Genomic DNA, 20,181 nt, shown 5'->3' with positions numbered 1-20,181 from the left:
GCATCTATGCGCCTCCAACCTTGGAGTAGACAGTTGAAAGATAAATATATATTGGCCTTGGATCAAGGCACTACCAGTTCGCGTGCGATCCTTTTTGACCGGCAAGGAAACATCGTTTCATCTGCCCAGAAAGAATTCCACCAAATCTATCCGCAACCAGGTTGGGTTGAGCATGATCCGCAGGAAATCTGGTCGACGCAGGTTGGCGTGGCCGCCGAAGCGACGACTAGCGTTGGTTTGAATGGTGCTTCAATCGCCGCTATCGGCATTACCAATCAGCGCGAAACAACGATAGTCTGGGATCGCGAAACCGGCAAAGCAATTTATAACGCCATCGTTTGGCAGGATCGCCGGACTGCTTTATTTTGCGACGACCTAAAGCGTCAGGGTCTGGCAGATCAAATTCGTGAAAAAACCGGACTATTAGTAGACTCATATTTTTCGGGTACTAAAATACGCTGGATTCTGGATAATGTCGACGGTGCGCGACAACTGGCGGATCAAGGTCGTCTGGCGTTCGGCACTGTTGATACCTGGCTAGTCTGGAATATGACGCGTGGCAAACTTCACATTACTGATGTGTCGAATGCCTCTCGCACTATGTTGTTTAACATTCATACGCTGGATTGGGACGACGAACTTTTGAATATTATCGGCGTCCCACGCAGTATGTTGCCGACGGTAAAATCATCCAGCGAAGTGTATGGTCATACTGAAAAATCAGGCTTCGGTGCCGAAATTCCGATCGCTGGTATTGCCGGTGATCAGCAAGCGGCGCTGTTCGGGCAAATGTGTACAGAACCGGGGATGGTGAAAAACACCTACGGTACGGGTTGTTTCATGGTGATGAACACCGGCACTAAGCCTATCGTTTCCAAAAATAACTTACTCACGACCGTCGCATGGAAAATCGGTGATGAAGTAAATTATGCGTTAGAGGGCAGTATTTTTATCGGCGGCGCTGTCGTGCAATGGTTACGTGATGGGTTAGGAATCATCAAAAAATCCAGCGAAGTTGAGGGTCTGGCGCGCAGTGTCAAGAATACAGACGGTGTCTATCTGGTACCAGCGTTCGCCGGTCTGGGTGCGCCACATTGGAATCCGCATGCACGCGGCACCGTATTTGGTGTGACGCGTGGCACCACCTCCGCTCATTACGCCCGCGCGGCGCTGGACAGTATCGCCTATCAGACGATGGACGTATTAAAGGCCATGGAAGCGGATTCAGGAATTGTTATTCCTGAATTGCGCGTTGATGGTGGCGCGACTGCAAATAATTTACTGATGCAATTTCAGTCGGACATTCTAGGCGTCGACGTGGTTCGCCCAACAGTCACCGAAACCACGGCACTAGGCGCAGCGTATCTTGCGGGTCTGGCTGTCGGGTATTGGAGCAGCATTGACGAAGTGCGCGGTCAATGGCAGCTAAACAAACGCTTTCATTCCGAGATGCCGATTGACGAGGTCAAGGCCAATATCAAAGGCTGGCAACGTGCCATCGTAGCCGCTATCGCTTGGGCCGATGATCGTATCTAAAACATAATTTATGGTGGCGTTGCGCTATTCAATGTCGGACCTTGTTATTCGAAAGATTTTCTATGCATCCCTTATTAGGTGAATTTGTGGGGACAACGTTGGTTGTCTTGCTGGGAAATGGCGTCGTTGCCAATGTCATCTTGAGTAAAACAAAAGGTCATGGCGGCGGATTGATCGTGATTACTGTTGGTTGGGCAATGGCGGTTTTTGTCGGTGTTTTTACCGTAGCTTCGGCTAGCGGCGCGCATCTTAATCCTGCTGTGACAGTCGCTTTGGCGGTCGCCGGAAAATTTCCGTGGGGAAGTGTGCCGGGATATATTGCGGCCCAAATGTTAGGTGGCATGACGGGTGCTTTTTTAGTCTGGTTAGTATATCGAAAGCATTTTGAACAGACGACAGATGGCGATACCAAGCTCGCCGTATTTTGTACGGGGCCAGCGATACGCAACATCTTTGGCAATTTGATATCCGAGATTGTCGGGACATTTGTCCTGGTATTTGGCGTATTAAGTATTGCTTCACCAAAATTTGGACTGGGTGCGCTCGATGCGTTGCCAGTCGCGTTGCTGGTAATGAGTATCGGTGTTTCGTTAGGCGGTACTACCGGCTATGCGATTAACCCGGCACGCGATCTGGGGCCGCGTCTGATGCATGCTTTGTTACCCATCCCGGGCAAACGTGACAGTGACTGGGGTTATGCTTTTGTGCCGGTGTTTGGTTCCATTGCAGGTGGCGTCCTGGCGGCATTGTTATATGGTTTAGGTTCTACGATGACGCATTAAAGCCATCGTGAAAGGTTCTCTCCGCAGTCCCTTTGCGCAGCCTTTCGGTTGCGCTTTTTTTATCGTATTGGTAAGTTTACAGTGCCAGCAATTTTTCAATGTCTGTCGTTAGTGCTTCGGGTTTTGTTTGTGGTGCGTAACGATCAAATACCGTACCGTCTTTGTTGATTAGAAATTTGGTGAAATTCCATTTGATTCCTTCACTTCCGAGTAAGCCTGGCGCGGAATTTTTCAGATATTGGAAAAGCGGTGCAGCGTGATCTCCATTGACGTCGATTTTGGCGAAAAGTGGAAAGTTCACGCCGAAGTTTTTTTCGCAAAATGCACCGATTTCCTCTGCGGTTCCTGGCTCTTGCGACCCGAACTGATTACAGGGGAAACCAAGTACCTCAAATCCCTGAGAGTGATATTTATCATACAGTTCTTCAAGCCCTTTGTATTGGGGCGTGAATCCGCATTTGCTGGCGGTATTGACGATGAGTACCACCTTGCCGCGGTAGTCTGCCAATGTTGTGGGTGTGCCGTCGAGTCGCTCAACGGCGAAATCGTAGATGTTGGTCGGTTGATGATTCATATTATTCCCAAATGTTCGGTGCCCGCACTTAAGTCGCGCGTGTTGGCATCTTTGCTGCGTAACTTGATGGCTAGTCGAAGATCGTTGAGCGAGTCGGCATTGCGCAACGCATCTTCATAGGTAATTTTATCCGCTTCGTACAAATCGAACAACGCCTGATCAAAAGTTTGCATGCCGAGTTCACGTGATTTCTTCATGATTTCTTTAATTTCGAGTACATCACCCTTAAAAATTAATTCAGAAATCAGTGGTGAATTAAGCATAATTTCCACAGCAAGACAGCGTCCCTTGGTCTTTTTCAGAGGAATTAATCGTTGCGATACGACGCCTTTTAAATTTAAAGAAAGATCCATCAATAATTGTGCGCGCCGCTCTTCGGGGAAAAAGTTGATGATGCGATCCAGTGCCTGGTTCGCGCTATTGGCATGTAATGTTGCCAGGCACAAATGACCAGTCTCAGCAAAAGAAATCGCATAATCCATGGTCTCGCGGTCGCGAATTTCGCCGATTAAAATGACGTCTGGCGCTTGACGTAATGTATTCTTCAGCGCGACGCCCCAACTTTCAGTATCCACACCGATCTCACGCTGTGTGATGATGCAGTTCTTGTGTGGATGCACGTATTCGACCGGGTCCTCCAGCGTGATGATGTGACCGTGACTGTTCTCGTTACGAAAGCCGATCATCGCCGCTAACGTGGTCGATTTGCCGGATCCGGTAGCGCCGACCATGATCACCAGACCGCGCTTGGTCATCGCGATTTCTTTTAACGATTCGGGTAAGCCAAGGTCGTCGAAGTTTGGAATCTCCGTGGTGATCATTCGAAGCACCATTCCCACGCGTCCTTGTTGTATAAACGCAGATACCCGAAAGCGTCCGACTCCAGTCGGGGTAATCGCAAAATTGCACTCTTTTGACGCCTCAAAATCTGCTGCTTGCTTGTCATTCATGATCGCGCGCGCGAGCTCCATCGTGTGCGCCGTGCTCAGCGGTTGATTCGATACCGGTGTGATTTTGCCATCGATTTTGAAGGCTGGCGGAAAGTCCGCTGTGATGAACAGGTCGGAGCCGCGCTTACTAACCATCAAGCGCAGCAGGTCGTGCATGAATTTGGTAGCCTGATCCCGTTCCATAATACTTTTGCCTAACAAAAAAAATAGTGCGAATAGTGGATAAGGAGTAATTTTTTAAATACTAACCTGGAAAATTATCTGGCGTCTTCGCCGCAGCGCGGGCCGTGGCCACGGAGATAATATTGCGTTTTACCAGATCGGTCAGATTACTATCAAGTGTTTGCATGCCAACGTTGCTGCTCGTTTGAATGGTTGAATACATCTGTGCAATTTTGCTATCGCGAATCAGACTACGGATCGCTGGGGTTCCCAGCATGATTTCATGGGCAGCGACGCGACCGGTGCCGTCTTTTGTTTTAAGAAGTGTTTGCGAAATCACAGCTTGCAAGGATTCAGACAGCATCGCCCTCACCATTTCTTTTTCCTCGCCCGGAAATACGTCGACTATGCGGTCAATGGTCTTGGCTGCGGAAGAGGTGTGCAATGTACCGAACACCAAATGACCGGTTTCAGCCGCTGTCAGGGCCAGTCGGATGGTTTCCAGATCGCGTAATTCGCCGACCAGAATGACATCTGGATCTTCCCGCAATGCTGATCGCAGTGCATTGTCGAACGAGTGGGTGTGCGGCCCGACTTCGCGTTGATTGATCAGACATTTATTCGACTGATGAACAAATTCAATCGGATCTTCAATCGTCAGAATGTGGGCATATTCGTTTTCATTGACGTGATTAACCATCGCTGCCAGCGTAGTGGATTTGCCAGAACCGGTCGGCCCCGTAACCAACACCAAACCACGCGGTTTCAACGCAAGCTCAGTAAAAATACGCGGTGTATTAAGTTGTTCAAGAGAAAGAATTTTGGACGGAATCGTCCGCATGACCGCTGCCGCACCGCGATCCTGATTAAAGGCATTCACGCGAAATCGGGCTAATCCAGGAATTTCAAACGAAAAATCGCATTCCAGATTTTCTTCATATACTTTACGTTGGCCGTCGTTCATGATGTCATAAATCATGCTGTGAACGGCTTTGTGATCCAGCGGCGGCAGATTAATGCGGCGTACATCGCCATTTACCCGGATCATTGGTGGCAGCCCCGCAGATAAATGCAAGTCGGAAGCCTTGTTCTTAACCGAAAAGGCCAGAAGTTCGGTAATGTCCATTTATAATCCCTGAGCTATTTTGTTTCGCTAACGATGAAAAGTGTTGCTGGTCCGCTCGCGGTACCGGCGCGTTTGAATGAGTATTAATGCAGTGTATTTACGGGTATTACGTTTGACCATGTGCCGAACGGCAAATTCAACCAAGTCGATTATGTCCTCAATCTCTCAGAAGTTGCAAGCTGTGCACGAAAGTATCCTGAACGCGACGACCCGGGCGTCGCGTCCGCTCGACACCGTGGCGTTATTAGCCGTATCAAAAACATTTGGTGCCGAAGCGGTATTAGAGGCAATTGCCGCTGGTCAACGTGCTTTTGGTGAGAATTATCTGCAGGAAGCATTAGACAAGATGGTGAAGGTCAGTGCATCTGGATTGGCCAGCGGTATTGAATGGCATTTTATTGGGCCAATTCAAAGCAATAAGACACGACCTATTGCCGAGCATTTTGATTGGGTCCATACGATTGAGCGTGAAAAAATTGCACAGCGTTTGTCCGATCAACGGCCGCCGGAACGCGTGCCGTTGAATGTTTGCCTGCAAATAAATATTAGCGGTGAGGCTAGCAAAAGTGGCGTGTCACCCGATCAGGCGCTCACCGTAGCACATGCCATTGCCGCTTTGCCCCGTTTGAGGTTAAGAGGTTTGATGGCGATCCCGGAAGCTACTGACGACGTGGTTCGGCAGCGCGCAGCATTCCGCCAGGTGAGAGAATTATTTGAACATTTACAAGGTGGCGGATTGGCATTGGATACCTTATCAATGGGGATGTCGGCTGACATGGATTCCGCAATTGCAGAAGGCGCCACGATTATACGTATTGGCAGTGCTATTTTTGGGCAGCGGGATTATTCCTGATGCTGATTCTGGCCGATCATGATCGATCAGCCCAGATTGTTGCTGAAACCACGTGCTGTGATTGATGCGCAATATTATGCAAAAAACACCTATTAATAATGATTGGGAAATAAGATGGAACAGAAGCTAAAAATAAGCTTTATCGGCGGTGGCAACATGGCGACTGCCTTGATTGGCGGTTTGGCTGGGACCGTCACCGAGGGTGTAAATATACATGTGGTGGATGTTAATTCTGCGGCGCTTCAAAAACTTGCACAGCGATTTTTAGTCACCACATCGACCGAAATCGATGCCACCGTCAGCGGCAGTGATGTTGTCGTTTTAGCCGTAAAACCGCAACAAATGAAGCAGGTAATTACGGCTTTGTTGCCTTACGTCAATGGTCAGCTAATACTTTCCATTGCTGCTGGAATTCAAGCTGTGGATTTATCTCGTTGGTTAAATGGCCACAATGCGATCGTCCGTTGTATGCCCAATACCCCCGCACTTATCGGTAAAGGAATTACCGGCATGGTCGCAACCGCTGGAGTATCCCCACAGCAGCACGCTATGGCCGACTTGATTATGTGTGCAGTTGGTTCAACTATTTGGCTGGATGATGAAGCGTTGATTGATTCTGTTACCGCGATTTCCGGCAGCGGCCCGGCTTATGTGTTTTACTTTATCGAGGCGATGCAGCAAGCGGCCCAGGAATTGGGGTTGACTCCTGAACAAGGCAACGCATTAGCGATTGCGACCTTTGTTGGCGCATCCCAGTTAGCTGTAGAGTCTTCCGATCCGGTGTCGATTTTACGTGAGCGGGTAACGTCAAAAGGCGGCACCACTTATGCAGCCTTAAACAGTTTGGAGGCGAGCGGAGTAAAGGCGTCCATCATCGAGGCAGCGAAAGCGGCAGCGTTGCGTGGCAAGGAGTTAGGCGAAGAATTTGGGCGTGATTAACGAAGCGATAAAAACAGGGATATTTTGCTCTTCCTGGACAGCTTAACGAAAGATTGCCGGAAGGCCGACCCAGTTTAAAAAGGCGTAAACGATTTTCGTTTGCGCCTTTTTTTACCAAAATTTATGTAATTCTTACTTGCTGCGACCAATCACGATGCCAGCCAGCAGACCAATCGCCGCAGCCACGCCGACAGCTTTCCATGGATTCCCGCCAACGTATTCGTCGGTGACATGTGCGGCGTGCTTGCTTTTTTCTACCGCTTTTTTTGTCACTTTCGGGAGTTCTGATTTTGCGCTCTGTAAGGCTGCTTTCAGCTTCTCACGGGCGACTTTGAAACGGTCATCTACCTGATCACCTGTTGCATCGATAAGGTCTTGCGCATCTTGCATAACAGATTTCAGTCCGCCGCCTAAATTCTCGCGACCGTCTTTTATGGATTCGTTATTAATAGCCATAATTTACCTCTTTCATGTGAGTGAGCAAAACAATTAATTCGAAATGGTTCTATAGGAAAATTAGAATAATTGTATGATTTATTATCGTAAAGCATAGTCAAGTACAACGCCACAAAATAGTGCCGCACCGAGCCAATTGTTATGCCGGAATGCGGCGAAACAACGGGCTCGATCACGACCTCGTATCAGAATGTAATGATAGATTGCAAACAAACTTGCTACCAATAAACCCGCGCTGAACCACCCACGCAAACCGTACTGCCAGCCAACAAAAAACAGCAATAAAAAACAGATGGCATAGCAGATCATCACAGCTAAAACATCGAAACGACCAAATGTAATGGCTGAGGTTTTTATGCCGATATGGAGATCATCTTCACGGTCCACCATTGCATATTCAGTGTCGTAGGCAATCGCCCAAAATACATTTGAGATCAACAAAATCCATACTAGTAGTGGTACAGCATTTTGAACGGCAGCAAAACTCATTGGTATGCCAAAGCCGAATGCGATACCCAGATATGCTTGCGGTATCGCAAAAAAACGTTTGAAATAAGGATACGTTCCAGCGATGATCACGGCCGCGACCGAGAGTTGTTTGGTATAGGTGTTCAGGGGTATGATCAGCAATAATGCCGCGACAGCCAATACAGCCGCTACCATCAATGCTTCCCAACTGGCAATCTTGCCGCTTGTTAAAGGGCGCAGAGCGGTACGTGAAACATGTTTATCGAAATCGCGATCAGCATAATCGTTGATGGCGCAACCGGCGGACCGCATCAAAACCGTGCCCACTGCAAAAATCAAGACTAGCTTCCAATCCGGTTTGCCATCGCTCGCTAACCAGAGAGCGATGAGAGTCGGCCACAGCAATAACAGGATGCCGATGGGTTTGTCGATGCGGATGAGTTGGCAGTAAAGTTTAAATCGGTTCATGGTTTCTAATCGTGGTGTCTTTATCTATCTGCACTCTTTGCGTTTGGATAGATAAAGAACATGCTGGCGCGCTAACAGTCGTTTCTTTATTTGGTAAATATTGATGATGCAAAAAATAAATAAAGAGCTTACATAACCAGCGGTGACACTTTCCAGTCGGTATGTCGTTTATTCTGCTTTACTCTTGGTGCCGTTTGCCTGATGGTCGGCCAAAGACTCCGTGCTAGTAAGCCAATAGTTGGCCGGATGCTGCCATTTAAACGATGGTTTCTGAAGTGGCGATTAACCCGCAATCATCCCTCAATCACTTTTTCATCTGGCAGAAAGCTCACTCCTGGCAAACCGCATGCCAGCACCGCTTGCCGGACTGACTCGATTGCGGCAAGTCGGGTAAAACTTTTGCGCCACGCAATCACGACGCGTCGTGATGGACGAGGAGAGGAAAACGGAATGTAGCGCAGGTTACCCTCTTTCGTATCCATGTCGGGCACGGATGCACGTGGTAACGCAGTGATGCCGATACCGGACGCGACCATGTGGCGGATTGTTTCCAATGATGAACCTTCAAAAGTTCGGGCTATACCGTCACCGGTTGTGGAGAAGCGAGACATTTCCGGGCACACTTCTAACACCTGATCGCGGAAGCAATGGCCGTTGCCAAGCAGCAGCATGGTTTCTGATTTTAAATCTTCTGCACTAATATTTTTACGACTGGCCCAGTCGTGATCCTTAGGTAGCGCGACGACAAATTCTTCGTCGTAAAGCGGTTGCACCATCAGACCGTGCTCCTGAAATGGCAATGCCATGATGGCAGCGTCTAACTCCCCTTGACGTAATAATTCAAGCAGCCGCACTGTAAAATTTTCTTGCAAAACCAAGGGCATTTGGGGGACGCGGTCGATCATGGTTTTGACCAGCGGCGGTAGCAAATAAGGGCCAACGGTATAAATAATGCCAAGTCTTAGCGGGCCAGCTAACGGGTCTTTATTTTGATTTGCGATCTCGCGGATGGTGGCTGTTTGTTCCAATACCCGTTCGGCCTGCGCGACAATTTGCAAACCCAATGGCGTGATGGAAATTTCACTGCCACCGCGCTCAAAAATCACAACACCCAGTTCCTCTTCCAGCTTTCTAATGGCAACGGACAGAGTCGGTTGTGCGACAAAGCAGGCTTCCGCTGCATGGCCAAAATGTTTTACGCGGGCTACGGCGACGATATATTTTAGTTCGGTTAGAGTCATGTCATTATCTTCGCATATTTTTTAAGACGTTTTTTTACAATTGAATAATTGGGACATCATCGTGATGTACATCAAGCGGGCATAAAGGCGTGCATTAAAGGATGCATCAAACAGCGCATCAAGTCGCACACCGTATCCAATATATTCAGGGCAGCAGCACAATAAAACTGACAATAATACGATGGCCGCTACGTTACTGTACGGCGTGTGACCGTAGCAGATTTTACACCTTCAAAAAATCTTCGCGGCCAGCAAGCCAGCGCGCCAGATGTGCCTCGACTGTTATCACGTTTTCTGGCGTTGAATGGTGCAAAAGACTCTCTGCGAGCGCGCTTGCCTGATCGACGATCCATTGATCAGTACTCAAGTCCGCAAAGCGCAGCATGGCTTGTCCAGATTGACGCGCTCCTAAAAATTCTCCAGGGCCGCGTATTTCCAGATCACGACGTGCAATCTCAAAGCCATCCGTCGTTTCTCTCATTGTCATGAGACGCTGCTTAGCAATCGGGCCTAATGGACTTTGATATAGTAACAAACATACGCTGGCCGCGAGGCCACGTCCAACCCGGCCCCGTAATTGATGTAATTGCGACAAGCCAAAGCGCTCTGCGTGTTCGATTACCATCAAAGAGGCATTGGGTACGTCGACACCGACTTCGATCACGGTTGTGGCGACCAGCACGTGAATATTACCGGCTATGAAGGCCTCCATGACAGCTTGCTTTTCGGCGGGCTTAAGACGCCCGTGCACGAGGCCAATCTGCAAGTCTGGCAGCGCTTCGACCAGCATCGCATAGGTATCCGTCGCAGTTTGTAATTGCAAGGCCTCAGACTCTTCGATCAAGGGGCAGACCCAATACACCTGGCGACCTTCCTGTGCCGCGGCGTGGACGCGTTGGATGACTTCTTCACGACGATTCTGGTCGACGCTGCGGGTTACGATCGGGGTGCGTCCAGGTGGGAGCTCGTCGATGACAGAAATTTCCAGATCTGCGTAATAGGTCATCGCTAGCGTACGCGGAATCGGCGTTGCGCTCATCATCAATTGATGTGGCACTACCTCGGATGCGACGGCATCCGGATTACTGCTTTCGGTCGTCGATTTTTGCCTTAGCGTCAGGCGCTGACCGACACCGAAACGATGCTGTTCATCGACAATTACTAGCCCAAGTTTGAAAAATTGCACGGTTTCCTGGATCAACGCATGCGTGCCGATGACCAATTGCGCCTCTCCGGACGCAATGCGCACCAACGATGCGAGTTTTTCTTTTTTCTTTAAACTACCGGTTAGCCAAGCCACGCTGATACCTAACGGTTCCATCCAGCCAGCAATTTTACGGAAATGCTGATCTGCCAGGATTTCCGTCGGGGCCATCAAAACTGCTTGAAAGCCGCTATCGATTGCTTGCGCAGCGGCTAGCGCGGCAACCACGGTTTTGCCGCTGCCGACATCGCCTTGAAGCAAGCGCTGCATCGGAAATGGCTCCTTGATATCGGTGCGAATCTCTGCCATCACCCGCTGTTGTGCGGCAGTCAGGGTGAACGGCAACGTTTTTAAAAAAGCATCGGATAATGCGCCGATCAACGGAAGCGCCCGCGCATTTTGGGCGCGACGTGCGAATTGCGCACGTTTTAGCGACAACTGTTGGGCCAATAGTTCATCAAATTTCATTCGTACCCACGCAGGGTGAGAACGATCTGCCAACGCTCCTTCGTCAATTTCAGGCGGTGGATTATGTAATAAACGGACAGCTGGCTCAAACGGGACTAATTGATAGGTTTTTAGCTGGGCCGGGGATAAAGTGTCACTCCATTCTATTTTTTGCATGGCATCGGCGATTGATTTGCGCAGAAAAAGTTGCGACAAACCTTCGCCTGACGGATAAACGGGCGTTAATGCGCTTGGCAGCGGCGCACCCTCAAGGACGATTTTGTAGGTTGGATGGACTACCTCGGCACCAAAAAAACCGTGCCGGATTTCGCCGCGCGCACGAACGCGTGTGCCGACCGCCAATTGCGTGATTTGGCTGCCGTAAAAATTGAGAAACCGCATCATCAACTGACCACTGTCATCTGCCAATGTCACAACCAGTTGGCGCCGTGGCCGATATTGAACGTCGCAGGCGCTGACAATGCCTTCGACTTGTGCGACGGTGGTTCCCATCATACTAGCCTGATGGATGGTGACGACCTGGGTTTCGTCCTCATAGCGGGCTGGCAGATGCAACACCAGATCCATATCGGTACGTAAGCCGAGGCGTGCTAACTTGGTTTCCCTGCTCGCAGCAGGGGCTTTGGCGGGCTTACGAAGTTTGGTGGCAGATGATGGTTTTCGCGTTGGTTCAGGCATATAGGCCGTAAATGTGGCGGCTGGGCGTAAAATAGCGGGTTGTTTGAGGTTAATACAGAACTTATGCAAAACTTATGCAATATAAGTGCAACGCCTGGTCCTTAGAGTTGTGCCATTGTAAAGGCTACTCGACACATTCGTAAGGTGCATAAACCTTAAGTGTTGATAGATCGGATATTTTTAATCTTATTATTTACTCAGTTATTAGTTAAGTATGCATTCTCTTTCCGATTACGATTTCACCCTACCACCCGAATTGATTGCGCAACTGCCGTTGAGCGAGCGTAGCGCCTCTCGTTTATTGCATGTTGACGATGCATCGTTTGGCGCATTAGATGGTGCGTCATTAATTGATCGCCAGTTTACGGATGTGGTGGATTTGCTATCACCCGGTGATTTATTGGTATTCAACGATACCCGCGTATTGAAAGCCCGTTTCTTTGGTGTCAAAGCGACTGGCGGCAAAGTCGAGGTACTGGTCGAACGCGTGATCGATAACCGCACCGTGCACGCGCAGGTGCGCGCGTCAAAATCGCCGCAAACGGGGACGCAGATACGTTTAGCTGAAGCTTTTGACGTCACCGTCGGCGAGCGTGTCGGTGAGTTTTTTACACTGATATTCCCAGCGGATGTATTCGAACTGATCGAGACGCATGGTCGCTTGCCGTTGCCGCCCTACATAGAGCACACGGCAGACGCGTTCGACGAGACGCGCTATCAGACCGTCTATGCGAAGCAACCTGGTGCCGTAGCGGCGCCGACTGCAGGCTTGCATTTCGATTTGGCGTTGCTCGAGCGTTTGCGTGAAAAAGGCATCGGTTTTGCCTACGTCACCTTGCACGTCGGGGCCGGGACTTTCCAGCCGGTACGTACTGAAAACCTTGCCGACCATAAAATGCATACAGAGTGGTACACAATCGATTCTGCGACTGTGGAGGCAGTCCGGGCGACCAAGGCCGCTGGTGGTAACGTCGTCGCTGTGGGAACTACTAGCTTGCGTGCGCTGGAATCAGCTTCCCAAACCGGTGAATTGCTGGCCGGCGGTGCCGATACTGCGTTATTTATAACGCCGGGTTATCGCTTTAAGACTGTTGATCGTCTCATTACCAATTTCCATTTGCCGAAATCGACATTGCTGATGTTAGTGTCGGCTTTTGCCGGTTACGATGTGATCAAGGCAGCTTACGCGCACGCGATTTTACAAAAGTATCGGTTTTTTAGCTATGGCGATGCCATGTTGCTTACTTATCGGCGAAGTAGCGGTAAAGGTGCCGAAAAATGAAATGATATTGCGTTTATGCTGGGCTACGTTGTAGAGCATTTGTTCTGTGATCGCCCGCAATATAAAATGCAAAGCGCGTGACGGCGCGTTTGATGATGTCAGGCGTGCCAAAGTGCGTGCCAAAAATACAATTGAGAATCCATATGCTTGAATTTACGCTGCTTAAAACTGAAGGAAACGCACGCCGAGGCCGCGTTAAACTCAATCACGGTATAGTCGAAACACCGATTTTCATGCCAGTCGGCACATACGGTTCAGTCAAGGCCATGTCGCCGCTGGAACTAAAAGAGATCGACGCACATATTATCTTGGGTAATACCTTTCATCTGTGGTTGCGCCCGGGTATCGAAGTCGTCAAAAAGTTTGGTGGTCTTCATAAATTTATGGGCTGGGACAAGCCGATCTTGACAGATTCCGGCGGATTTCAGGTGTTTTCTCTCGGGGCGATGCGCAAGATTACCGAAGAAGGTGTCAAGTTTTCATCGCCTATTAATGGTGATAAGTTATTTTTGTCGCCGGAAGTATCGATGCAAATTCAGAAAGTCCTGAATTCTGACATCGTGATGCAGTTTGATGAGTGTACGCCGTACGAAATTGACGGTCGTCCTGCCACGCAAGTTGAGGCAGCTGAGTCGATGCGCATGTCTTTGCGCTGGGCCAAGCGCTCGCAAGATGAGTTCATTGGCGGCGAAAACTCCAATGCTTTGTTCGGTATCGTCCAGGGCGGGATGTTTGAACATTTGCGCGATGAGTCGTTGGCGGGTCTAAGCGAGCTGGATTTCCATGGCGTGGCGATTGGCGGTCTGTCGGTCGGCGAGCCAAAAGAAGAAATGATGCGCGTACTGGAACATATCGGCCCTAAGTTGCCAGCCAACAAGCCGCATTATTTAATGGGTGTCGGCACGCCGGAAGATCTGGTGGCCGGTGTTCAAAGCGGCATTGACATGTTTGACTGCGTTATGCCGACGCGAAACGCGCGAAACGGTTGGTTGTTCACGCGTTTTGGTGATGTGAAAATCAAAAATGCGCGCTATAAAGAGGATATTCAACCGCTTGATGAAACCTGCGGTTGCTATGCATGCCAAAACTTTTCACGTGCTTATTTACATCATTTGCACCGCACTGGCGAGATTCTGGGCGCGCGTTTAAATACGATTCATAACTTGCATTACTACCTCGATTTAATGCAAAACATTCGTAATTCTCTCGATGTCGGGGGATTTTCGGCATTTGTAGAGCAATTTCATGCAGATCGCGCGCGCGGGGTTTAACGAAGAAATACTGCAAAAAAGTGCCAAAAACTGGCAAAAAATAGGTAATTAAGAGGGGGAAGTCGCAAATCACTCAGCGTTGCCCCATAAGCATCTGCCTAGTATTTAGGCAGTATGCTATTCCTGGGCCGCCCAATGCTAAAATGCGAGGCTATTTTAAAACAACCATCAGGAGCATTCTCGTGTTTATTACTACTGCACATGCGCAGACTGCGCCCGCCGCCACAGCATCTACAGGCCCTTTTGGTCTGGGTGGCAATCTGACTAGTTTCCTGCCGATCATCTTGATGTTCGTCGTTTTATACTTCCTGATGATTCGTCCGCAGATGAAACGTCAGAAAGAACAAAAATCCATGATGGATGCTTTGGGTAAGGGCGACGAAGTCGTCACAACCGGCGGCATTCTGGGTAAAGTTGTAAAAGTCGCTGATGGTTACGTGACGTTGGAAATCGCCAGTGGCACTGAAGTTACTCTGCAAAAAAACGCAGTGACAACATTGCTGCCTAAAGGCACGATCAAAGCACTGTAAGCACCTCGCTGATTGCTGGCGTGATAAGAACGTTCACTGATAATTTTACGATTTGGGCGTTAAGAGTGAGTTTATTGGTTGCATAGTGGTTGCTTACTATTCACCCATTGCTCGCTCTCATAAATTGTGATTTTATCGGTGAGGCGTTCTTAATATCATCAGGTTCAGTAGTGGTTGTGGATGTGAGTATTGAATCGTAAAAGTTGAAAAGCCAAATTTTTGCCGTTTTGCCAATAGCTTCGCTATTGATCATAAAAACCGACAAAATTTGTTTTTCTTAGTAATTTTTCGCCTTGAATCCTCGCCTTGATTCCTGAAGTGAGACGCTGTCTGTTTTATCAGACGTTTCTATCGGTATCGGGCATTATTTTTAGTAGTACGAGTATGTTGCAAATTGCGTTTTGCAAGTTGCGGACTCACACCAAACGCTGAATCACTATGAATCGCTATCCAATCTGGAAATATATTGTGATCGTCATCGCGCTGTTGTTTGGCGTGCTGTACACACTGCCGAATTTTTTTGGCGAATCACCTGCGGTACAAATCAGCAGCATAAAGTCTACCCTGAAGGTAGATAGTGCGTTGAGTGGGAGGGTGGAACAGGTTCTGGACCAAGCCAATCTGGCGCCCCTCAATGTTATCTTTGATAATGCCGGTGCCGAAGGCTCGGTGCGTGCGCGTTTCAAGGATACGGACACCCAGTTCAAGGCTAAGACCGTACTGGAAAAAGCATTAAATACCGATCCGACCGATCCAACTTATAGCGTCGCGTTTAATCTGGTCCCGAATACGCCGCAATGGCTACAAAGTATTCACGCGTTCCCTATGTTTCTTGGGCTTGATTTGCGCGGCGGAGTGTATTTCCTGATGCAAGTTGATGTTAAGGCGGTCGCCAACAAGCGCATTCAGGGTTTGCAATCAAGTGCTCGCAGCATTTTGCGCGACAAGGATATACGTTATAGCGGTATTGATCGTAACGGTGATGCGATTGAAATCAGTTTCCGCGATCAAGATACTCTGGGCAAGGCAAAAACCTTACTGGCAGATCAATTGCCGGAGCTGACGCTGACCGATGGACCAGTTGGTGCCGATCCAAAGCTGATTGCGACCTTGAAAGCGGATGTGTTGAAAACAACCACTGATCAGAGCGTGCAGCAAAATATTCTGACGTTGTCCAAGCGCGTCAACGAGTTGGGTGTTGCCGAACCGATCATTCAACGCCAAGGCGCTGATCGCATCGTGGTGCAGTTGCCGGGTGTGCAAGATGTAGCGCGCGCCAAGGACATTATTGGTCGTACCGCCACCCTGGAAGTGCGGATGGTCGATGAGTCAGTTACGCGCGGTACCGAGGCAACTGCCGCTGTGCCGTTTGGTTCTGAATTGTTCAAGATTGGCAAGAACGCCCCGGTGGTTTTGTACAAAGATCCCGTACTGACCGGCGACTATATCTCTAACGCGTCTGTGTCGTTTGATCAAAATCATCAGCCAGCGGTGAGTATTGATTTGAATGGTGATGGCGGGCGCAAGATGCGCGCTGCTACACGCGACAAAATCGGTAAAGCGATGGCAGTCGTTCTGTTTGAAAAAGGCAAGGGCGAAGTCCTGACGGTAGCAACAATTCAAAGTGAGTTGGGTTCCAGCTTTCAGATTACGGGCATGGGTACGCCACAAGCGGCTGCCGATCTGTCGTTGTTGATGCGTGCTGGTTCGCTGGCTGCACCAATGGAAATTATTGAAGAGCGGACCATCGGACCGCAACTCGGTGCCGAGAATATCAAAAAAGGTTTTGATTCAACCATGTACGGCTTCCTGGTGGTCTCGATCTTCATGATCGCGTACTACTTGTTATTTGGTGCGTTTAGTGTGATTGCGTTGTCGGTCAATCTGTTGCTTCTGGTAGCAGTATTATCGACGCTGCAAGCAACCTTGACGCTGCCCGGTATCGCCGCGATCGCGTTGACACTCGGTATGGCAATTGATGCCAACGTGCTGGTGAACGAGCGGATACGAGAAGAATTACGCAAAGGGAACTCACCGCAAGCGGCGATTGCTTTGGGCTTCGAGCATGCCTGGCATACCATTCTCGACTCTAATGTGACCGCATTAATTGCCGGTATTGCGTTGCTGACGTTTGGTTCAGGTGCGATTCGCGGCTTTGCAGTGGTGCATTGCCTTGGTATTCTGACCTCGATGTTTTCAGCGGTGTTCTTCTCGCGTGGTTTGGCCAATTTGTGGTACGGCCGCCGTAAGAAACTGACATCATTGTCGATTGGTAAAGTCTGGACGCCGGGCGATTAATTGTTTGTCTGTTGTCTGATAAAAATTGCTAAAGTAATTGTTGATATGACCGGAGTGCCAATTTTTACTCCCTGCAGTGCAGGTTAGAAAGATGGCACGGTCGAACTGAAAGGTCTGTGATGGAATTTTTCCGAATTAAAAAAGATATTCCGTTTATGCGCCACGCATTGATTTTGAATGCGGTGTCAGCGCTAACGTTTGTCTTAGCCGTGTTTTTCCTTTTTCATAAAGGATTGCATTTATCGATCGAATTCACCGGTGGTACAGTGATGGAGCTGACGTACAGTCAACCGGCAAATATCGACGGCATCCGCAAGACGGTCGAAGATATTGGTTTTACTGACAATCAGATCCAAAGTTTTGGTACTGCGCAGGATGTCTTGATTCGCCTTCCAGCCAAAAAAGGCGTCAGTTCATCTCAACAGAGTGAGACTGTTTTGACTGCGCTGAAGGCCGTGAATCCTGACGTTCAGTTGAAACGCACCGAGTTTGTCGGGCCGCAGGTTGGTGACGAACTGGCACATGACGGTTTGATGGCATTGCTGTTCGTGATTATTGGTATCGTTATCTATCTGGCGATTCGCTTTGAGTGGAAATACGCAGTCGCAGCGATCATCGCTAACTTGCATGATGTGGTGATTATTCTAGGATTTTTTGCCTTCTTCCAGTGGGAATTTTCTCTTACCGTATTGGCGGCAGTATTGGCCGTATTGGGATATTCCGTCAATGAATCGGTGGTGGTGTTTGACCGGGTTCGCGAGACATTCCGTGACCGAAAATACGGCAAAATGGCGACGCCGGATGTATTGAATCACGCGATTACAAGCACAATCTCTCGCACAATTATCACTCACGGTAGTACCGAAATCATGGTGTTATCAATGCTGATATTCGGCGGCCCAACGCTGCATTATTTTGCTGCTGCGCTGACCATCGGTATTCTGTTTGGTATTTATTCTTCGGTATTTGTCGCTGCTGCGCTGGCTATGTGGTTGGGTGTTAAGCGCGAAGATCTGATCAAGCCGATTAAAGAAAAAGATGAAACTGAAGGCGCTGTAGTTTAAGTGTCAGTTTGAAATCCCAGTTTGACTCCCGATCAGCCCCGTTAAGAAAAACGGGGCTTTTTTTCGTCTGTTGCTGACGTCTTTGCAATTATCAGTATGGATATGACTGCTCAGTTATTTATGCGGCCACTGAGCACTTTAAGCGTCAGGGATGTTGAGACTCAGTAACGCTGAACTAAGGCATTTTCCATGTGCATCAAGCGCTAGCGAGCGAGTAACGCCGCCGCCGAGTGCTTTCTGCAAAACAAAATTCATAGCGCCGAGGTTGGGTAGCATATAGCGGACGACTTCGCCAAATACGATATCGGCGAAGTGCGCTTTCACTACCTCGGCGGTGACATATTTTTCTAATAGTGGATAGTCTTTGCCATCATAAGCAATGAGCGAAAGGTTAGAAATATCTCCCTTGTCGCCAGCGCGAGAATGGGCAATATCGCGAAGCTTCATGTCAGGTCTCCTTATGCTGAATAGTGAATAGAGGTCATGACCGAAGCCTCCGGCAGCAACGTTGAGCGCACGGCAACCACATCTTTCGCCACCTTGGTTGCACCGCCGCCGCCAGCTGGTCCGCAGGTATATAAAGTCTCAACTTCATTACCGATGCGGATGGCTTCTTTCAGGCTGTCGGTACGCGCTACTACGCGGATGCGGACTTCGTGCGGCTCCGAATCTGGCATACTTAAGCCAGCGCCATGGATAGCATTGACGCCGATTAAGTCATACCGGATTTCGTCAACTTTCACTTCGGTTGTTTTCAATCTTTCAGCAACAATATCTAGCGCGAATTGAGCGCGTGCCAAGGCACCGGGACCGGCATACGACATTTGTCCTTCACCGATATAACTATCGATGTAGCCAATCGATACCTTTAGCATGCCGGTCTTTGGATGGCCTGTCGCGCCATGAATGGCGACCCGATCCGTGCCGATTTCGGAGATCGTTACTGCAGAGAAGTCGGCCACGACATCTGGCGTCAAATAGGCCGCCGGATTATGAATTTCGTAGAGCAGTTGTTCCTTGCATGTCGCGGCCGTGACCCGCCCGCCAGAACCAGCCACCTTGGTAATAATCACGCTGCCATCCTCGGATACCTCGCCAATCGGAAAGCCCAACCGTGCCAGGTCAGGGACGTCCTTATAACCTGGGTCAGCAAAATAGCCACCGGTAATTTGCCCTGCGCATTCGAGCAAATGGCCTACTAACGTACCTTGCCCGAGTCGATGCCAATCGTCCATCTCCCATCCAAACGCATGAATCAGCGGTGCGAGAACTAAGGCCGGATCGGCCACACGGCCGGTGACGATCACGTCTGCGCCTTGGGCCAAGGCATCCACCAACGGTTGGGCGCCAAGATAAGCGTTGGCAGACAGTAAGCGCTCGCCCAATGCCATCACTGGACTGCCACTCTCGTCTACATAATGACCTTGCTGAAGGATGGACAAAACGTCATCGCCAGAAATCGCAGCAATTTTCAGTTTGGTCAAACCCAGTGATAACGCAATCTCCTTAATCTTGGCGGCGGCGCCAAGTGGGTTTGCGGCACCCATATTGGTAATGATTTTGATCCCTTTTTCGCTGCAAATCCGCAATACCGCCTGCATCCTGTCTGCGAGCAGCGGATCGTAACCCAGCGTAGGATCTTTCATTTTTGCTTGTTGGGCCAAGGCAATCGTGCGCTCTGCAAGGCATTCGAATATCAAATAGTCGATATTGCCTTTTTCGGCCAGTTCAATTGCTGGCTCAATGCGGTCGCCCGAGTAGCCAGCACCGGCTCCAATACGGATATGTTTCATTATTTCTCCTTTCACCTAGCGCCTGTATTCGGACGCCA

Annotated in this window: 18 protein-coding genes; 9 read left to right on the top strand and 9 right to left on the bottom strand. The window is 49.3% G+C overall.

Annotation, left to right across the window (positions count from 1 at the left end; translation table 11 throughout):
* The first annotated feature begins 33 nt into the window (after positions 1-33).
* Positions 34-1,536 carry a glycerol kinase GlpK gene (glpK, locus tag ACXX82_RS07565; protein ID WP_458563968.1) on the top strand — a complete coding sequence of 501 codons (1,503 nt, stop codon included), beginning with the start codon at positions 34-36 and terminating at the stop codon, positions 1,534-1,536.
* Between the two features lie 62 nt (positions 1,537-1,598).
* Positions 1,599-2,318: an MIP/aquaporin family protein gene (locus ACXX82_RS07560; protein WP_322233271.1), complete on the top strand. Its 720-nt coding sequence runs from the start codon at positions 1,599-1,601 to the stop codon at positions 2,316-2,318.
* Between the two features lie 76 nt (positions 2,319-2,394).
* Here the strand turns inward: ACXX82_RS07560 and ACXX82_RS07555 are convergent, their stop codons facing one another.
* The 3 genes from ACXX82_RS07555 to ACXX82_RS07545 form a co-directional block, all read right to left on the bottom strand.
* Entirely contained in the window at positions 2,395-2,892 is a 498-nt protein-coding gene (locus tag ACXX82_RS07555; protein ID WP_322233269.1) for a glutathione peroxidase, read from the bottom strand.
* Positions 2,889-4,025, bottom strand: coding sequence for a PilT/PilU family type 4a pilus ATPase (locus tag ACXX82_RS07550; RefSeq protein WP_322233267.1), 1,137 nt, complete (start codon positions 4,023-4,025; stop codon positions 2,889-2,891). The genes ACXX82_RS07555 and ACXX82_RS07550 overlap by 4 nt, the downstream gene beginning before the upstream one ends.
* Before the next feature lie 61 nt (positions 4,026-4,086).
* Positions 4,087-5,130, bottom strand: a complete 1,044-nt coding sequence (locus tag ACXX82_RS07545; RefSeq protein ID WP_322233265.1) for a type IV pilus twitching motility protein PilT — start codon at positions 5,128-5,130, stop codon at positions 4,087-4,089.
* Positions 5,131-5,281: 151 nt separating this feature from the next.
* Between ACXX82_RS07545 and ACXX82_RS07540 the strand changes: the two genes are divergently transcribed.
* Complete coding sequence (locus ACXX82_RS07540) at positions 5,282-5,983, top strand: YggS family pyridoxal phosphate-dependent enzyme (protein WP_323506736.1); 702 nt, start codon at positions 5,282-5,284, stop codon at positions 5,981-5,983.
* 114 nt (positions 5,984-6,097) lie between these two features.
* Positions 6,098-6,922, top strand: a complete 825-nt coding sequence (proC, locus tag ACXX82_RS07535; protein ID WP_322233263.1) for a pyrroline-5-carboxylate reductase — start codon at positions 6,098-6,100, stop codon at positions 6,920-6,922.
* Between the two features lie 132 nt (positions 6,923-7,054).
* On the opposite strand, the gene ACXX82_RS07530 is transcribed toward proC, so the two are convergent.
* From ACXX82_RS07530 to recG, 4 genes are all read right to left on the bottom strand, one after another.
* Positions 7,055-7,378, bottom strand: a complete 324-nt coding sequence (locus ACXX82_RS07530) for an ElaB/YgaM/YqjD family protein (RefSeq protein WP_322233261.1) — start codon at positions 7,376-7,378, stop codon at positions 7,055-7,057.
* Positions 7,379-7,459: 81 nt separating this feature from the next.
* Positions 7,460-8,314: a 4-hydroxybenzoate octaprenyltransferase gene (ubiA, locus tag ACXX82_RS07525; RefSeq protein WP_323506718.1), complete on the bottom strand. Its 855-nt coding sequence runs from the start codon at positions 8,312-8,314 to the stop codon at positions 7,460-7,462.
* A gap of 293 nt (positions 8,315-8,607) precedes the next feature.
* Positions 8,608-9,555 carry a LysR substrate-binding domain-containing protein gene (locus ACXX82_RS07520; RefSeq protein ID WP_322233256.1) on the bottom strand — a complete coding sequence of 316 codons (948 nt, stop codon included), beginning with the start codon at positions 9,553-9,555 and terminating at the stop codon, positions 8,608-8,610.
* Between the two features lie 223 nt (positions 9,556-9,778).
* A complete protein-coding gene (recG, locus tag ACXX82_RS07515; protein WP_458562708.1) occupies positions 9,779-11,905 on the bottom strand; it encodes an ATP-dependent DNA helicase RecG in 2,127 nt (708 codons plus the stop codon).
* Between the two features lie 214 nt (positions 11,906-12,119).
* Between recG and queA the strand changes: the two genes are divergently transcribed.
* The 5 genes from queA (at position 12,120) to secF (ending at position 18,350) form a co-directional block, all read left to right on the top strand.
* A complete protein-coding gene (gene queA, locus ACXX82_RS07510) occupies positions 12,120-13,187 on the top strand; it encodes a tRNA preQ1(34) S-adenosylmethionine ribosyltransferase-isomerase QueA (protein ID WP_323506717.1) in 1,068 nt (355 codons plus the stop codon).
* Between the two features lie 143 nt (positions 13,188-13,330).
* Positions 13,331-14,458 (top strand): tRNA guanosine(34) transglycosylase Tgt, encoded by a 1,128-nt coding sequence (tgt, locus tag ACXX82_RS07505; protein WP_322233250.1) that lies wholly within the window; start codon positions 13,331-13,333, stop codon positions 14,456-14,458.
* Positions 14,459-14,640: 182 nt separating this feature from the next.
* Positions 14,641-14,988 carry a preprotein translocase subunit YajC gene (yajC, locus tag ACXX82_RS07500; protein ID WP_322233248.1) on the top strand — a complete coding sequence of 116 codons (348 nt, stop codon included), beginning with the start codon at positions 14,641-14,643 and terminating at the stop codon, positions 14,986-14,988.
* A gap of 438 nt (positions 14,989-15,426) precedes the next feature.
* On the top strand, positions 15,427-17,286 hold the full coding sequence (gene secD / locus ACXX82_RS07495) for a protein translocase subunit SecD (protein ID WP_322233246.1): 1,860 nt from the start codon (positions 15,427-15,429) through the stop codon (positions 17,284-17,286).
* Positions 17,287-17,405: 119 nt separating this feature from the next.
* Positions 17,406-18,350: a protein translocase subunit SecF gene (secF, locus tag ACXX82_RS07490; protein WP_322233244.1), complete on the top strand. Its 945-nt coding sequence runs from the start codon at positions 17,406-17,408 to the stop codon at positions 18,348-18,350.
* Positions 18,351-18,488: 138 nt separating this feature from the next.
* Here secF and ACXX82_RS07485 read toward each other — a convergent pair whose 3' ends face one another.
* Positions 18,489-18,797, bottom strand: coding sequence for an AtuA-related protein (locus tag ACXX82_RS07485; RefSeq protein WP_322233242.1), 309 nt, complete (start codon positions 18,795-18,797; stop codon positions 18,489-18,491).
* An 11-nt stretch (positions 18,798-18,808) separates the two neighbouring features.
* Entirely contained in the window at positions 18,809-20,143 is a 1,335-nt protein-coding gene (locus ACXX82_RS07480; RefSeq protein ID WP_458562707.1) for an acyclic terpene utilization AtuA family protein, read from the bottom strand.
* Positions 20,144-20,181 lie beyond the last annotated feature (38 nt).

The organism is Glaciimonas sp. GNP009, from assembly GCF_054343755.1.
This window is presented reverse-complemented; position numbering and strand designations above follow the sequence as displayed.